Below are 16,484 nucleotides of genomic sequence, written 5' to 3'. Positions count from 1 at the left end.
CGTCGCCGCGCCGCGCGCGAACGGCCGCTCGGGGCTTGTCGCGCGCGGGCCGTCGCCGGGGGGTCAGGCCCCCGCGTAGAGGCGGTGGACGAACTCGGCGAGCTTGTTGTCGGGCAGTTCCTTGGCCAGGTCGGCCTCGCTGATCATGCCGACGATGCGGTGGTTCTCGATCACCGGCAGGCGCTTGATCTGGTGCTGCTCCATCTTCGCCAGCGCGTCTTCGATGCTGCTGTCCGCGGCCACCCACACCAGCCCGTGGGCCAGCTCGCCGGTCGTGGTCTTGTCGAGGTCCTTGCCCTCGGCGCAGCACTTAACGACGATGTCCCGGTCGGTGATGATGCCCTTGAGCCGGTCGTCGTCTCCGCAGATGGGCAGCGCGCCCACCGCGAGGTCGCGCATCATCTGCGCGGCCGTGCGCAGGTTGTCGTGCTCGCCTATGCACTCGGCCCCCGAGTGCATGACGTCCTGTGCCCGCTTGTCCTTTTGCGGTCTGCTCATCGGTACCCCCGAAGGATGCGGTGAGTTTGTCCCTATACATCCATGTATGTCCAGATTCCGAGACAGGGCCAACCCTACCCACGGGTAACTTCGCGGAAACTTCGGCTCCGGCGCCCAAGGCCCGCACGCCCGCGAGGACGCCGTCCCGCACCCCACTGGGGCGCCGCCCGCAGCCCACGGGGACGCCCCACGCAGCCCGCGGTACGCCGCGCGCTCACGACCGGCGCGGGGACGGCCTCGCCTCGTGGCGGCCGGGGAACTCCCCCACCAGGACGTGCTTGGGCGTCACCCGCAGCACGTTGTCGGCGGCGTCGGCCAGGGCGATGCCGCGCACCTCGGTCCAGAACCGCCGCCCGATCGGGTCTGCGACGAAGACCGCCACCCGCGGGTCGCGCTCGGCCGCGGCCCAGGCCTCCTCCGAGGCGATCAGGCGCAGCTCCCCCGACCGGGTGACCGAGGTGACCGCGCCGACGGCGAGCGTGCGGGGGCCGCCCGCGTCGGTGTAGGAGAGCACGACGCCGCGCGAGTAGGTGAACGCCCGGCGCACCTCGGGGCTCAGCGTGACCGACGGGCCCGCGTCCCCCGGCAGGCGGGGGCCGCAGCCCTCGCACAGCACCAGCGAGGCCCGCCACGGCCCGGACGACCCGCGCCACCACGCCCGCACCGCCCGTGCGGCGAAGGCCATGACGACGATCACCAGAGCGGCCGCCACCGCCCACCACGCCCGCGCGCCGATCGAGGGAGGCAGGCCCAGCGCCGGCACGGCGCCCGCCACGACGAGTGCGGCGGCGCCCGCCATGAGGAAGGCCAGCGCCACCGCCAGCCCCCAGTCGTCCCGGAGGATCTCGCCCAGGCGCGAGCGCAGGCCGCCCCGCCACCACACGTACAGCATCGCGGCCGGCACGCACGCCCCCGCCGGCGCGGCGCGCGGCTCGGCCGCCACCAGCGGGAGCACGGCGAGCAGCACCAGGAGGAACCACAGACGGGCCGCCACGATCCACAAGGTCACGTCGGTGTCGCGCCGCCCGACGCGCTCGGGCGGGACCGCGGTGAACTCGGCCAGCGCGCGGACGGGCCGGCCCTGCCAGGTCTCCGCGAACGCGCGCAGGCTGGTCACCGCCGCACCGTTGAACAGCACCAGCCCGAACAGCCCGGCCCAGAAGCCCCCGACGACGTCGTCCCAGCCGACCTGTTCGCGCGCGCCGGCCGCGGCGACCAGAGGGACGACCTCGTCCGCGAGCGTCCAGGCCGGAAGGGTGATCAGCGCCGCCGCGTACGCCGCGACCGCCAGGAGCGTGACCGACACCGCCACGCAGAGCCACAGGTCGCGGGCCAGCATGCCCGGCACGTACCGCCACACCGTCACCTTGCGGGCCTGCCGCACCGTGATCGCCGCCGCCAGGACCAGCACGGCGGCGCCGCCGGCGCGCGCCGGGTCGCGCAGGTCGTACCAGAAGGCCAGGACGGCGACGGCCGCGAGGCAGACCACCAGGAGCAGGCGCACCTGCCGCGACCACAGTTCGAGCGCCCGCCGGGCGCGGCCGGTCTCGCGGGGGTCGGCGGCCCACGCCGGGTCGTGGTGGTCGCGCGGGCGGCCCCACCGCAGGTACGCCAGCCCGAGGTTGACGCGCGCGCCGGGATGCTCCTCCTCTCTGCGCAACGCGGCCCGGTAGGCCGCGGCGGCCTGCCGGTGGTCGCCTCGCAGCAGGGCGAGGTCGCCGATCAGGACATGCGGGTCGGGCTGCTCGGGGGCGAAGCGAACGGCGCGCTGGGCCTCGCTCCAGGCGTCGCGCCACCCTCCGGGCAGCCTGCGCAGCACCGATCCGAGACGAAGCCGTGCGGCCCAGGAGCCGGGTGCGAGCCGGACGGCGTCCTGAGCCGCTACGACCGCCTCGGAGTCGCGGCCGAGGCGTTCTTGGGCGAGACTCACCAGCCGATGACCCCACTCGCCGTCGGGGTCGCGCGCGACCGCCTCACCGGCGGCCTCCAGCGCTCCCTCGGGCAGGTCGCGCGCCAGCCGTGCGACGGCGACGACGCACCAGGCGCGGGGATCGGAGCGATCTCGCGGGGATGGCACCGGTGAGGGATCTGACTCGCTGGCGTTCCCCACGCCGTCATGATCCGTTGCGGATCACCGGTTGCCTAGAGGTCGGACATATAGCTATAGCTCTCTAGAGAGGTCGGCGTCGCCTCACCTTGATCACCAACCCCAGCGGTCCCGGAGCCCCCGGCCCCGGCCCTCCCGCCGCCTCCGCCCCGCCTCCGCCGGAATCCGGCGGCATCGGGACGCCCGCTCGGCGTCCGGGAGATGGTGAGTCAAGGCCTTTGTCACAACCCGCTGAACGATCAACCGACATGGCCTAAGCTGCCACGCATGTTCTGCGGGCTGAAGCCATTCGGCTAGTCAATGACCGTTTTGGGCACCCGACCGGCGAGCCGTGTCCGGGGCACGACCATAGACCATCCGGCGAACCGGTGGTCGGTGCTCGCATTGCTCTGCTTCAGCCTGCTGCTGATCGCCGTGGACGCCACGGTGCTGCACATCGCCGTCCCCGCCCTGACCGCCGCGCTCGAACCCTCCGCGGTCGAACTGCTGTGGATCATCGACGTGTACTCGCTGGTCGTCGCCCCGCTGCTGGTGACCTTCGGCACCCTCGGCGACAAGTACGGCAAGCGCCGTTTCGTGCTGGCCGGCTACGTCGTCTTCGGGGTCGCCTCGCTGTCGGCGGCCTTCTCGACGGGCCCGCTCGCCCTGATCCTCTCGCGCGCGCTGCTCGGCGTGGGCGGCGCCATGATCATGCCCGCCACTCTGTCGATCATCCGGCAGGTGTTCACCGACCGCCGTGAGCGGGCCATCGCGCTCGGCGTCTGGAGCGCGGTCGCCGCCGGCGGCGCCGCCGCCGGGCCACTGGTCGGCGGCGTCCTGGTCGAGCACTTCTGGTGGGGCGCGGTCTTCTTGATCAACGTCCCGCTGCTGGTCGTCGCGCTGCCGCTCGCCGTACGCCTGCTGCCCCGGTCGCACGGCGACCGCGGCCACCGCTGGGACGTGCCGAGCGCCGTGCTGTCCACGCTGGGCATCCTGTTCGTGGCCTTCGGGCTGAAGGAGGCCGGCCACGGCGGGATCGCCGGGGCGGGCCCGGCCTTCACGATCATGATCGGCGGTCTCGGCCTGCTGGTGTGGTTCACCGCGCGCCAGCGCCGTCTCTCCCGCCCGTTCCTGGACATCGGGCTGTTCGCCCAGCGCGGCTTCGCCGTCGGCGTCCTGTGCGTGCTGCTGTCGGTCTTCGCGCTGGTGGGGCTGGAGCTGATGCTGGCGCAGTACCTCCAGCTCGTGCTCGGCGACAGCCCTTTGCGCGCGGGCGCCCGCATGCTCCCCCTCATGATCGCCGCCATCGCGGGGGGCCTGTGCGCGGCCCACCTGTTGCAGCGCTTCGGCCTGCGCGCGACCATGACGGGCGGCCTGGCGCTGGCCGGGCTGGCCCTGGCGCCGACCCTCGCGTGGGGGGCCGAGCAGCATCCCGTGATGCTCGGCGTGTGCTTCGCCGGCATCGGCTTCGGCGTGGAGGTCGCGCTGCTCGCCGCCTCCGACACCATCATGGCCTCCGCCCCCGAGTCGCGCGCCGGCGGCGCCGCGGCCATCGAAGAGACGGCCTACGAGCTGGGCGCGGGCCTCGGGGTGGCCGTGCTCGGCACCGTGACCACGATCGTGTACGCCCCCGGCGTGGCCGCCGTGCCGGGGGTCGCGCCGGCGGCCCTCGGGCAGGCCAGAGAGTCGCTGGCCTCGGCCGCGCACGTCGCCCGCGAAGTCGGGGGGCCCGCGGGCGCGTCACTGATGGAGGGCGCGCGCACCGCCTTCGTCACGGCCCTGCACTCCACGGTGCTGGTCAGCGTCGCCCTGCTGGCCGTCACCGCGGTCGCCGCCGCCGTCCTGCTCCCCCGCCGCTCCTCCACCGCCGCCGGCGCCGAGGCGCCCGGCCACGAACGCGTCTCCGCCTGACCCCGGCACACCCGTCTCCCGCGCCCGTCCCTTGCCCCGGGCGCATGGCGAGGGCGATACAGGGCAATTGTCTGTGCAACGCGGACCGACCCCAGGAGAATGGCTACCGTGAGACGAACCTTCCAGGATCTCGCCGCGCTGGCCGCCCGGCTGGGCGTCGGCGGCATCTTCTTCGCCAACGGCTGGCACAAGCTCGAATTCGGGCTGACCGCCACGAGCGAGCAGTTCGCCAAGATGGACGCCCCCGGCCCGGGGGTGTGGGCCGCCGCCACCATGCTCATCGAGCTCATCGGAGGAGCCCTGCTGGTCGCGGGCCTGGCCGTCCCCGCCTGCGGGCTCATACTCTTCGCCGAGGCGCTGGCCGTGTTCGTGCTGGTCAGCGGGGATACCGGTCTTCCCCTGACCGGCGGGGACATCAACCTCATCGTGGCGCTCGGCTCGGCGTCGGTGCTCCTCGCCGTCGTGGGCGCCGGGCGCCTGTCCGTCGACCACCTCGTCGTGATCCGCCGGCGTGAGGCCGAGGCCGCCGACGAGATGGCCGCCGACGCCGAGGCCGACGACGTCATCGCCTCCTGGCGCGACACCTCGCGTCCCACCGCGACGGCCGGCGACGCCCCGGCCCGCGCCTCCGACACCGCCGTGACCCGGGTCTCCGGCCCCGCGGGCGACGGCGACCGCACCGACCCCGACGACCGGGGCTCCGGCCGCACGGGCGGCGGGCGGAACACCGGGCGGGCGGGGAGCGATCCCGGCGAGGCCAGGGACGCCGCCGCCAAAGGTCCGGTGACCTTCCCCGAGAAGCGCACCGGCTCCGGCGACACGGCGGAGGTGACCGCCCCGCGCAAGACGCGGCCACGCCGGCCGGCCAAGCCCTCGGACGAGGCCGAGGACGCCGCTTCGGGCGCCGACGCCCCGTCCGAGCCCACCACCAGAGGCGACCGCCTCGTCGCGGGCGGCAGGAAGACCGCCGCCCCGTCCGACGGCGACTAGCCGAGCCGCCCCGGCGGCGCAGGGGCGGGGCGAGCGGGACGGTCACGTGTCGGGATACAGGCCGTCCAGGGCATGGGCGAGGACGTCCTCGTGGCTGAGGAACCCGCGCAACGCCTCGGGCGTGTTCAGCCGCCCGGCCGCGGCCGGGCCCAGCCAGGCCGCGCCCGCCTCGGCCTCCTGCCGCCCGATCTGCGCCACGGCCTCAGGGGTGAGATAGGAATCGGCCTTGTCCTGGAACTCCGGCGACGGCTCGAAGTCGTCCTCGCCGATGGCGAGCGGGTTGGGCTGCGCGGGGCGCGGGCGGGGGTCGTCGTCCGCCAGCGGAGACTCGATGGGATTGCCTTCCTTGTCCACGGTGGTCGTCCTGGGAGGTTCGGCGTGGCCGTTCGCGTCCCTGGTCTCGGTCGTGATGGTCGCGCCGCCGTCGGCGTGATAGTGCACCGACGTCGTGCTCTGGTTGCCCTCGGCCGGGTTGCCGGGATGGTCGGTGAAGCTGGCGCTGCGGTCGGTGACCTTGCCGTTCTCGGTGTGCTCCTTGATGTTCGACTGACCGCCCGAGCCCCAGTCCTGCACCCATCGGTCCGAGACCGTCTTGCCGTCCGCCTCGGTCACCTTCTCGGTGGTGTCGAGGACGAAGTGGTAGACGCCGTCCTGGTCCTTCACCTCGTGTTCGAGGTACTCGGTCTCGACGATCCTGCCCGCCGTGTTCGAGGTGATCGTCCGCTCCTGCGTCAGACCGTCGGCGCTCTTGACGACGGTCCCCGTCCCCATGCCCGTCGTGCGGCAGGTCGCGGCGTCGAAGACCCGCGTGACGTACTGCTCGACCGAGCCGCCGTCCGCTCCGGGGGTCACCCGGCCCTCCTGGACCTGCAGGAGCCTCATGTTCCCGTCGTAGGTTCGCGTCTGGTAGGTGCCGTCCGGGTTGTCCGTGCGGAACGACTGCGGATAGCCGGAACCCGCCGGGACGATGGTGGTCTCGCAGCCGGGTAATGGGATGAACGTCATGGACCGCTCCCTTGGGGCATCACGAATGTTCCCCCCTTCATCGGCGGGCACGCCATCCGCATTACCGGCCCCGGACGGTGATCAGCCCGGGGCGAACTGAACGCTCAAAAGGGGCATTCGCCCGCGAAGATGGGCGCATGCGTCTGCCCGGCTGGTTCGCCGAACGCGTCGAGCCCACCTCACCCGAGCAAGAGCTGCGCGTCTCCACGCTCGAGCTCTTCTTCGACCTCGTCTTCGTCTTCACGGTCACACAGCTCACCACCCTGCTCGTCGACGGCTTCGCCGAGCGGGCGCCCGGCGCCGTCCACAGCGGCCCCTTCGAAGGCGCGCTGCGCGTGCTGCTCGTCTTCGGCGTCATCTGGTGGATGTACTCCGGGTACGCCTGGCTGACCAACACCGTGCCGCCCGCCCGCCCCGCCCGCCGCGTCCTCATCCTGCTCGGCATGGCCGGGTTCCTCGTCATGGCCCTGGCCATCCCGCGGGCCTTCGACGGCGGCGGGTGGGCCTTCGCGCTCGGCTACCTGATCGTCGTGCTGGTCCACGCGGCCCTCTACCTCCAGGCCACCGCCTCGTTCGTGCGGGTGGTCCCGTTCAACCTCGCGGCGACCGCGCTGCTGTTCGCGGCCGGGCTCGCCGATGGAGTGCTCGTCTACCTGCTGTGGACGGCGGCGATGGTGCTGCTGTGGGGCAGCCCGTACTTCATCGGGCAGAAGGGCTTCCCCCTGCACCCGTCGCACATCGTCGAGCGGCACGGCCTGCTGGTGATCGTGGCGCTCGGCGAGTCGGTGGTGGCCATCGGCATCGGCGCGCACGGCGAGGTGAGCCCGGCCCTGCTGGTCGCGGCCACGCTGGGGCTCGTCCTGGCGGCCTGCCTGTGGTGGAGCTATTTCGGCGGCGAGGACGACGCGGCCGCGGAGCGCGCGCTGGTGGGCGCCGACACCGTGCGCCGCACCCGGCTCATCCTCGGCGCGTACTTCTACGCCCACATCCCGATGCTGCTCGGCATCGTCGGCGTCGCGGCGGGCGTGAAGAACGCGATCGGCCACCCGCTCGACCACCTTCACGCCGGTCCGGCGATCGCCCTGGCCGCCGGCGTGACGCTCTACCTGGGGGGCGACGCGATGTACCGCCTGGTGCTCGGCCTGCCTGCGCGCAGGCTGCGCTCGGTCGCGGCGGCCGTCGCCCCGGTGACCATCCTGCTCGGCCTGTGGTCGTCCCTCGCCCAGCTCGCGGCCCTGGTGGTCCTGCTCTCCAGCGCCCTGACCGCCGAGCACACACACCCTGCCCGCCCGGCCGCCGGCTGACGGGCAGGCTGTGGGTCAGCGACCCTGTTCAGGGTCGGGCCCGGCGACCGGCGGACGGGGCGCCGGCGTCGAGCGCGGAGAGTCGCCTAGCCGGCCGAGGACCGCGCGCACCAGGGCCTTCAGCTCATCGTCGGTGAGGTCGCCGGGTTCCCGCAGGGCGGGGTCGGCGGCGTAGTCCTCCAGCGCGAAGAAGACGTCGTCCAGGGCCCGCTCCACGGTACCGCGGGCCCGCTCCCCTGCGGTGAGCGCCCGCCGGCGGGCGGCGAGCCAGGCGGGCGCGAAGCCGGCCGCGTCCAGGTCTCCGCACGCGAGGGATCTCATGAGGTCGAGCTGGCGGCCGATCGCCGATGCGGGAACGGCCTCGGCCGGCGACGACACCGCAGACAGCCGGGGCGGGAACTCCTCGGCCACCGCCGCGAGGCCCGGGTGCGAGGCCGCCAGACGGCGCGCGTACCTGCCGAAACGGGCCCTGGCCTCGTCGATGCCTTCCTCCAGGCAGGCCCGCACGAAACGGTCCTGCCCCGCGATCAGCCCATACCCCTTCTCGGTCAGCAGGGCCGCCCCGGCCAGCCCGGGCAGGGCCAGCACGAGGCCGGCGTCCTCCCAGGGAGGCTCGGGTGGCGAGCGGTCACCGGTCACCGGGAGCTCCACGACCGCATCACCGGCGTGCTCGTCGCCGGTGCGCGCGGCCAGCAGGTGCCCGGCGCCGGCTTCTCGGGCACCGGCGGCCACGCGGGCGACGACGCCCGGAAGCGCGGGCGGGGAGATCGGGACGGGGACCACCGTCTTGGGCCCTTCGTCCAGCCACTCGCGCGCGAACCGGCAAGGGGATCGCAGGAGCGCGCCCACGAGCCGCCCGCCGGTCGTGAACCGGTGGCCGCCGGGCACCGGTCTCACCGGCCCCGCCCTGTGAGAACCGGCCCGGACCCGCCGACCCGCTCCGCGCTTACCAGAGGAAGCCCTTGTCGATGACGCTCGCGAGCTGGTTGCGGCCCAGGTTGAAGGCCGACCAGAAGGTGCCGTCCGCGTGCAGCATGACCATCTTTCCTGAGCTCGGGTCGATGAAACCCACCGCGATTCCCTGCCCACGGTAGTCGAACCGGTAGATCTTGGTGCCGGGGGCCGCGATGTGGTCTCTCATCGCCTTTTCGAACGCCTTCAGATTGGCCTTGTTGCGAGTGCCGGTGATGCCGAAGTCGGCCGCGTGGGCGTCGAACTTCTTGCTCATCGTCTTGGGACTGGTGAAGTTGGCCTTGCCGAGCCAGGCCGCCTTCGGGCAGGCGCCGTTGTGGACGAGGACGTCCTGTCCACCGGCGCCCACGTAGTAGGTATGCGTATCGCCGACGGTGAGGTTGTGAACGCGCTGCCACTGGAAGCTTGTGCGGACGGCGCTCACCTGGAGATAGGTGCCGGCCGAGGTGCGCAGCCAGGTACCGGGAACGAGGTCCTGCGCCTCGACCCATCCGCCCTGCTCGGGCACCCAGAATGGGTGCCCGTCGGTGGCGGTGACGGCACCCGTCGCCGTTCCCCGGTCGCCGTCGAGGTCGACGGTGATGTGCACCAGGGCCTTGGGGCCGACGCCCTGGATGACGGCGGTGACCGGCTCGCCGCGGGTTACCCCGGTCGCGGGGTCGGTGACCGTGACCCGCTCGCCCACCTTCACCTCGCTGATCGGCTTGCGCGTCCCGTCGGCCATGAGGACGGGGGTGTCACCGGTGAAGCTGTTGCCGACGCACTGGGCGAGCTTGCCCAGCTGGAACGCCTTGCCCAGCATCCCGAGGCCACAGCCGAGCGCGGCCTGGGTGCCGACGGCGCCCCATTCGACCTTGCGGCCGGACAGCCGCTGCGTCAGATACTCAAGGCCCCCGCCGAACAGCGCACCGCCCGCGCAGGCGACGAGAAGCGGATTGTTGCCGCTCGGGTCGGTGGCGTTGACCGGGTCGCCGGCCGCGTACCCGTACAGGTTGGCTCCGCCGTCGATGCCGACCTGATCCTCACTGAGGAAGCGTCCGAGCGTGGGACTGTAGTAGCGGGCGCGGTTGAACATGAGGCCGGTGCCGTCGTCCTCGCGCCCGGTGTAGGTGAAGCCGTTGCCACCGGGGTCGCCGGTGACCGCCGCGCCGCCGTAGGGGTCGTAGGAATAGCTCGCCTTGACGGCGCCGTCGGAGGCGCCGAGGGCGAGGGTGCTGCCCTGCAGGTCGGTGAGATAGGTCTGCGTCCCTGACGCGGTGGTGCGGCCGAGCCAGCGGTCGACGGCCCCCGACAGCAGGTCGGCCGTGACGGCGCCGGAGGCGTCGGTCTCGGCGACCGGGTTGTCGCCCGCCGACAGGTAGCCCGTGACCGCCCCGTTGACGGTGCGCCGGTCGCGACGCCCCTCGCCGTCGTAGCGGAACCCGGCGGTCAGCCCGGCACGGCTGAGGCCGGTGAGCTGACCGCGGGCGTTCCAGGTATAAGTGGTGGCGCCGTCGCCGGTGAGGTTGCCGTCCAGGTCGTAACTGAGGGTCTGCCCGGCGCGGCCGGTCATCCGGTTGGCGGCGTCGTACACCATCCCGTCGGCGGCGGCGGGCAGCGCGACCTTGGCGAACGAGCCGGTCACCGAGGCGATCTGCCCGAGCGGGTCGTAGCCGTAAGCCAGGTCTCCCTTGGCGGCTCCGCCGTACCGGTAGGAGATCGAGGTGACCCGCCCGGCGTCGTCGTAGCCGTAGGCCTGGCTCCAGCCGCCGGGCAGGGCCAGGCTGTCCTGCCGTCCGGCGTCGTCGTAGTGAGGAACGGCCTCGACGGTGCCCCGGGCGACGCGCTTGACGGCCCCGGTGTCGTCGTAGTCGTAGATCACCGGGGTGCGGCCCTGAACGGTGACGCTGGTGCGGCGATCGGCGGCGTCGTAGCCGTACCCCACTTGCCCGGTGGGCGCGGCGACCGTCTTGACCCGGTCGAGCGTGTCGTAGGTGAAGGTGGTGTCGCCTCCGGCGGCCGTGTCGCTGATCTTCTTCAGCAGGTCGCCCTCGTAGGTGAGGACCACGCGGGACTCGGCTCCGGTCGCGGTCACGCCGTAGTCGACGGTCTTGGTCCGGTCGAGCGCGTCGTAGGTGAACTTGGTGACCTTGCCGCTCCGGCCGGTGATCGTGTCGACCTGACCGGCCGGGTTGTAGGTGGTGACCGAGGAGCGGCCGAGCGGGTCGGTGACCTTCTTGACGCGGTCGGAGCCGTCGTACTCCCAGTTGATCGAGTTGTGCCGGGGGTCGGTGAGCTTGGTGCGGTTGCCGTTGTCGTCGTACTCGAAGGCGTAGGCGTGGCCGAGCGGGTCGGTCGCGGAGCTGATCTGGTTGCGCGCGTCGTAGGCGACGACCGCGACCGCGCCCGCGGGGTCGGTCGTGTGAGTGACCCTTCCGGCCGCGTCCGCGAAGAACCGGGTGACGCGCCCGGTGGGGTCGGTGGTGGTGCGCAGGGCGCCCAGACGGTAGGCGTTGGTGGTGACCTTCAGGGCGGCGTCGGTCACGGTGAGCACCTGGCCGGCCTTGTTGTAGGTGGTCTTGACGACCCGGCCGAGCGGGTCGGTCTCCTTGACGACGTTGCCGTCGGCGTCGAAATCGTAGGTGGTGGTCTTGCCGAGCTCGTCGGTGATCGCCGCGGGCTGGTCGAACGGCCCGTAGACGACCTTCTCCCCGTCCACGGCGTCCGGGGTCCCGGCGAGCCGGGTCGAGTACTTGACCCGTCCCTCGCCGTCATAGGCGTAGGCGGTGACCCGCCCCTCGGGGTCGGTCGAGGAGTCGATCCGCTGGTCGGCGCCGCGAGTGTAGACGGTGGTCCGCGCTTCGGGGGTCCCGTAAGCCTCTGTCTGGGCGGTGACGGCGCCGGCGGCGTTGAAGGTGGCGCGCTGGACGGCGCCGCCGGGCTGGGTGACCCGGGTCTCGGTGATCGCGCCGGTGCCCGGGTCGGTGACGTAGTCGAAGGTGTACACCTGGCCGTCGGTGAGGGTCTGCTTCTTCACCCGGCCGGCGGAGTCGTACTCGTTGGTCATGTAGACGATGCCGCGCGTGTCGGTCGCGGTGTACAGGCGGCCGGCGGCGTCGTAGGTGTAGCGCATGGTCTTGCCGGCCGGGTCGGTGACCGTCTCCAGGCGGCCTCCGGCGTTGTAGGTGTAGCCGACCGTGCGGCCGATGTTGTCGCGCAGGCCGGTGACGCGGTCCTGCGTGTCGTAGGCGAGCCTTATCCACCTGCTGTTGGGCGAGGTGATCTGGACCAGGTTGAGCTCGGCGTCCCGGGTCAGGGTGATCTTGTTGCCGTTGCGGTCCTTGATCTCGGCCAGCGGCTTGTACTGCGGGTAGTAGAAGCGCATGCCGTCGCGCCGGGTCAGCGTCCACCCGTCCCCGTCGCGGACGATGGTGGAGCCGCGGTACGCGCCCGGGGTGTCCCGGGCGGCGAACTCGGCGTCGCTGTAGCCGGTGCCCTCATAGGTGCGGACATAGTGGATGACCGCGCCGCCCGGCAGGTACAGGTCGACCTCCTGGTACTGCTCCTCGGAGTGCAGGAAGGAGTCGTACTCGCCGATCTGGCCGATGCCGAAGCCGCGCTTGAACGTGTCGCCCTGGTACAGGGTGCGGGTGACCTCGATCGGCATGACGTCGTCGACGGCGAGGTCGGTGCGCGAGTCCATCAGCTGTCCGGTGGACAGCTGCACCGGGTCGCCGTTGACCCAGTCCCAGACGTCCTTGAACCACTTGGTCAGCCACTTGGGGATGAGCGAGGTGTTGAACATCCCGCCGTGGAACGACCACAACTTCGTGCCCGGATCAGGGACGACCTGCGTGGCGTCCGCGCTGACCTTGCCGTGGCCGTAGACGTGCCAGCCCTGGCGCTCGGGGTCGTAGTTCCAGAAGTCGACGGTGTGGCCGGGCGGCAGCTTGGTGTAGTTCGGGTAGACGACGCGCGCGCCGTCGGGGAAGACGAACGTGCCGCCGGGCTGCACGGTGAAGTAGACCGGCACGATGCCGTTGGGCGGCAGCGGGAACGGCGGCCGGTCGATGGGGATGGGCGTGATGCCCAGCTCGGTGAGGACCTTGCCGGACTTGTCGCGGATCACCGAGCCCTTCGGGATGCGCACTTCCAGGCCGGGAATCTTCGGCGTGGTGAGCACGACCTCGGCGCTCGCCGGCGAGTCGAACCGCACCATGTGCTGGGTGTCGAGCTGCTGCATCCAGATCGTGTACGGAAGGACGGTGGTCCGCCCGGCGGCGAGGTCCACCTTGACCGAGTAGAAGCCGTACCGGTGGCCCTTGGCGCTCGCCGGGGCGCCGTCGACGTCCAGCGTGACGGTGCCGGAGGGCAGGCCCGCGAGCAGGAAGCGTCCCTGGGTGTCCGTCGCGGCCTTCACCCGTCCGGCGGCGAGCGCCACCCTGGGCAGCGGCCTGCCGTCCACGGTGCGGATCACGCCGGACAGGGCCGTCGTCCCTGTGGCCGCCTGGAGGGGCGTGACGGGCTTGGGCTCGGCGCGGCGGATGTTCCAGTCGACGCCCCGCAGGTTGCCCTTGTCGGGCTTCCAGTCCGCGTCGCCCGCGGCCGGCTTCTCACCGGCGAGGGTCGCGGACGGCGGCTCGGCGGCGGGACTCGTCCCGGGCGCGGCCGTGGGCGCGGCGCCCGTCGTGGAGGCGGTGCCCGCCGTGGGGGCGGCGCTCGTCGCAGAGGCGGCGGCGGAGGTCGCCGACGGGCCTCCCGCGCCGCCGGTGGCGTCCTTGGGAGCGAGCGCGGTGCGGGTGGCCAGGGCCATCCCGACCTGCCCGGTGGCGCCCTTGGTGGGGTCGACGACGACCGTGTAGGTGCCCGCGGCCGGCAGGTCGGCCACGCTGATGACCTGGTTGGCGGAGACATAGGAGTTGCCGAGCGAGGTGCCGTCGGGCTTGTAGACCCCGACGTAGACGGCCGCGCCGAAGCTCGTCACACCGGTCACGCTGAGCTGGACCTTCTGCGCGGCCGTTCCGGTGAAGGTGTACGCCGCGTCCTGGCCGGCCCGCGCGATGGTCGCGCTCTTGGCGGCGGCGCCGAGGGTGAGCGCACCGGCGGCGACCCGGTCGGAGAACGTGACGGTGGCCGAACCGGTGCCCGACTTCGTCGGGTCGAGCACGACCTTGTACGTCCCGGTCTGCGGCAGCTTGGCGATGTCGATCTCGTCGGCCGCCGCCGCCGACACGTAGTAGTCCCGCACCACGGACGTCGTCCCGTCGGGCGCGATCACGTTGACGTACATCGGCTGGTTGACGGTGTTCGGGACGATGCCGAGGCTGACGGCGGCGCCGGTGGCGCCGTCGAAGGCGAAGACCGCGTCCTGGCCCGCGCGGGCGATGGCGGCGGCGGTCCCGGCGCCGGTCGGCGACAGCGTCCCGCCGTTGACGGGGTTGGACAGGGTGACCGTGATCGACCCGGTGCCCGCCGAGTTCGGGCTTATGGCCACCCGGTAGGTGCCGGTCGCGGGCAGCCTGCCGATGTCGAGCTCGTCGGCCGACCCCGCCGACAGATAGAAGTCCCGGGCGACGAGGGTGCCGTCCGGCGCCCACACGTTGACATAGGCCGTCTTGGTCAACGTGTTGGCCGTCAGCCCGAGACCGGCAGCGCCGCCGGCCGTCCCGGCGAAGGTGAAGACCGCGTCCTGGCCCGGCCGGGAGATGGCGGCGACGGTCCCCGCACCGGTGGGCGACAGCGTCCCGCCGTTGACGGGGTTGGACAGGGTGACCGTGATCGACCCCGTACCCGCCGAGTTCGGCGCGACGACCACCCGGTAGGTGCCGGTCGCCGGCAACTTGCCGATGTCGACCCCGTCGGCCGACCCCGCCGACAAATAGAAATCCCGGGCGACGAGCGTGCCGTCCGGCGCCCACACGTTGACATACGCCGACTTGTTGAGGGTGTTGGACGTCAACCCGAGGCTCACCGCGCCATCGGCGACACCGTCGAAGGTGAAGACCGCGTCCTGACCCGGCCGGGAAATGGCGGCGACGGTCCCCGCACCGGTCGGCGACAACGTCCCGCCACTGACCGGGCTGGACAGGGTGACCGTGATCGACCCCGTACCCGCCGAGTTCGGCGCGACGACCACCCGGTAAGTACCGGTCGCCGGCAACTTACCGATGTCGACCCCGTCGGCCGACCCCGCCGACAAATAGAAATCCCGCGTGACGAGCCTGCCGTCCGGCGCCCACACGTTGACATACGCCGACTTGTTGAGGGTGTTGGACGTCAACCCGAGGCTCACGGCGGCGCCGGTCGTCCCGGCGAAGGTGAAGACCGCGGCCTGGCCCGCCCTGGTGATCCCGACGGTCGAACCCGCGCCGGTCGGTGAGAGCACCCCGCCGTCGACCGGCTCCGACATCGTGACGGTGATCTGGCCGGTGGCCGTGGCCGAGGTGGGGTCGATCAGGAGCTGGTAGGTCCGTCCTTCGGTCAGGCCGGAGAGGTGCACGGCGTCGCTGGAGCCGATGTACTGGTTGGCGATCCTCTCTCCGCCGTAGTCGTAGGCCTCGGCGTAGAGGCCGCCCAGGGTGATGCCGGTGAGGCCGATGTCGACGTTGCCGGAGGCCGGGGCGTCGAACACGGCGAGCGCGGACCTGCCGGCCGTGGTGATCAGAAAGTTCTGGGCCGCGCCGCCGACCTGGACGCGAGCGGCGGTCTCGATGGTGGCCGAGTCCACCTCGGGCAACGGAATGGTGAAGTCGGCCGCCGAGACGGCGTCGCCGGCGGAGGTGGAGACCTGCACTCTGCCGGTGGCGACCCTGGTGGGGACGACGATCTTCAACGTGGTGGCCGTCGCGGAGACGACCTCGGCCGGGGTCCCGTTGATGGTCACCACGTTGTCCGGCAGTCCGGGCGCGAACCCGGATCCGGTGATGGTGACCTCCGTGGTGGGCGGGCCGGAGGCGGGGCTGAGGGAGGTGATCACGGGCCCGGCGGGCGCCAGGGTGAAGGCGCCGGCCTGCTCGGTCGTGCCGCCGGTGGTGACCGTCACCGGGCCGGTTGTCGCGCCGGCGGGCACGGTGACGGTCAGCGTGGTGGCGGTGGCCGCGGTCACGGTGGCGGCGGCGCCGTTGAAGGAGACGGCGTTGCCGGAGGCCGTGGTGGAGAAGCCCGTGCCCTGGAGGCTCACGCTCGCGCCGGGGCGGGCGGCGACCGGGACCAGGCTCATCACCGACAGCCGCGTGGCGGGATAGCGCTCGACGCCCAGCATGTTGCCGGCCTCGTCGTAGGTGTACCTGGCCGCCTCACCGCCGGGGTGGGTGACGCCGGCGAGCTTCCCGGCGGCGTCGTAGGCGTAGACGGAGGGCCCCGCCGGGTCGGCGGCGGCCCGCGCGACGGCCTCGGTCGCGGACGGGCCCACGGCGGGGGATCCGCGGGAGGTGTCATCGTGCGCGGGGGCGGCGACGGGGCGCGCCGCCTCTGGGGGCCTGCTCTGCCCCTGCGCGGGGAGGGGTGTCGCCACCACCGCTAAGCCGACGAGAACGGCCGACAGCTTCTTCCACGCAAACGACATACCGCTCCCCCGTGACAATGACCAAAGAAAGATGAAAGTTGTACGACTTCCGTCTTTACCTGTCCTTTACTCGACAATTTCGGACTTTAAGGTAAGTTGATCAATCGAACAACCCTCAAAATCCGCAGCGTCTCGGTCCGATAACAGGCCTTGACTCGGCGTCGATCGTGTCGTT

At 72.3% G+C, this 16,484-nt stretch carries 8 protein-coding genes; 3 read left to right on the top strand and 5 right to left on the bottom strand.

The window, feature by feature from the left end; translation table 11 throughout:
* Window positions 1-63: 63 nt before the first annotated feature.
* Entirely contained in the window at window positions 64-498 is a 435-nt protein-coding gene (locus ACFO60_RS14750) for a CBS domain-containing protein (protein ID WP_380840753.1), read from the bottom strand.
* 214 nt (window positions 499-712) lie between these two features.
* Window positions 713-2,575: a CHAT domain-containing protein gene (locus tag ACFO60_RS14745; protein ID WP_380840752.1), complete on the bottom strand. Its 1,863-nt coding sequence runs from the start codon at window positions 2,573-2,575 to the stop codon at window positions 713-715.
* A 405-nt stretch (window positions 2,576-2,980) separates the two neighbouring features.
* Between ACFO60_RS14745 and ACFO60_RS14740 the strand changes: the two genes are divergently transcribed.
* Window positions 2,981-4,495, top strand: a complete 1,515-nt coding sequence (locus ACFO60_RS14740; protein ID WP_380840751.1) for an MFS transporter — start codon at window positions 2,981-2,983, stop codon at window positions 4,493-4,495.
* A 108-nt stretch (window positions 4,496-4,603) separates the two neighbouring features.
* On the top strand, window positions 4,604-5,485 hold the full coding sequence (locus ACFO60_RS14735) for a DoxX family protein (protein WP_380840749.1): 882 nt from the start codon (window positions 4,604-4,606) through the stop codon (window positions 5,483-5,485).
* A gap of 42 nt (window positions 5,486-5,527) precedes the next feature.
* On the opposite strand, the gene ACFO60_RS14730 is transcribed toward ACFO60_RS14735, so the two are convergent.
* On the bottom strand, window positions 5,528-6,490 hold the full coding sequence (locus ACFO60_RS14730) for a hypothetical protein (protein ID WP_380840748.1): 963 nt from the start codon (window positions 6,488-6,490) through the stop codon (window positions 5,528-5,530).
* 137 nt (window positions 6,491-6,627) lie between these two features.
* Here ACFO60_RS14730 and ACFO60_RS14725 point away from each other — a divergent pair, with 137 nt between their 5' ends.
* Window positions 6,628-7,794 carry a low temperature requirement protein A gene (locus ACFO60_RS14725; RefSeq protein WP_380840747.1) on the top strand — a complete coding sequence of 389 codons (1,167 nt, stop codon included), beginning with the start codon at window positions 6,628-6,630 and terminating at the stop codon, window positions 7,792-7,794.
* A 15-nt stretch (window positions 7,795-7,809) separates the two neighbouring features.
* Here ACFO60_RS14725 and ACFO60_RS14720 read toward each other — a convergent pair whose 3' ends face one another.
* Window positions 7,810-8,691, bottom strand: coding sequence for a hypothetical protein (locus ACFO60_RS14720; protein WP_380840745.1), 882 nt, complete (start codon window positions 8,689-8,691; stop codon window positions 7,810-7,812).
* A gap of 49 nt (window positions 8,692-8,740) precedes the next feature.
* A complete protein-coding gene (locus tag ACFO60_RS14715; RefSeq protein ID WP_380840744.1) occupies window positions 8,741-16,309 on the bottom strand; it encodes an RHS repeat-associated core domain-containing protein in 7,569 nt (2,522 codons plus the stop codon).
* Window positions 16,310-16,484: the final 175 nt, after the last annotated feature.

It is taken from the genome of Sphaerisporangium dianthi, assembly GCF_042654065.1.
Lineage (GTDB): Bacteria > Actinomycetota > Actinomycetes > Streptosporangiales > Streptosporangiaceae > Sphaerisporangium > Sphaerisporangium dianthi.
The sequence above is the reverse complement of the archived record's forward strand: the minus strand, read 5'-3'. Positions and strand labels throughout refer to the sequence as shown.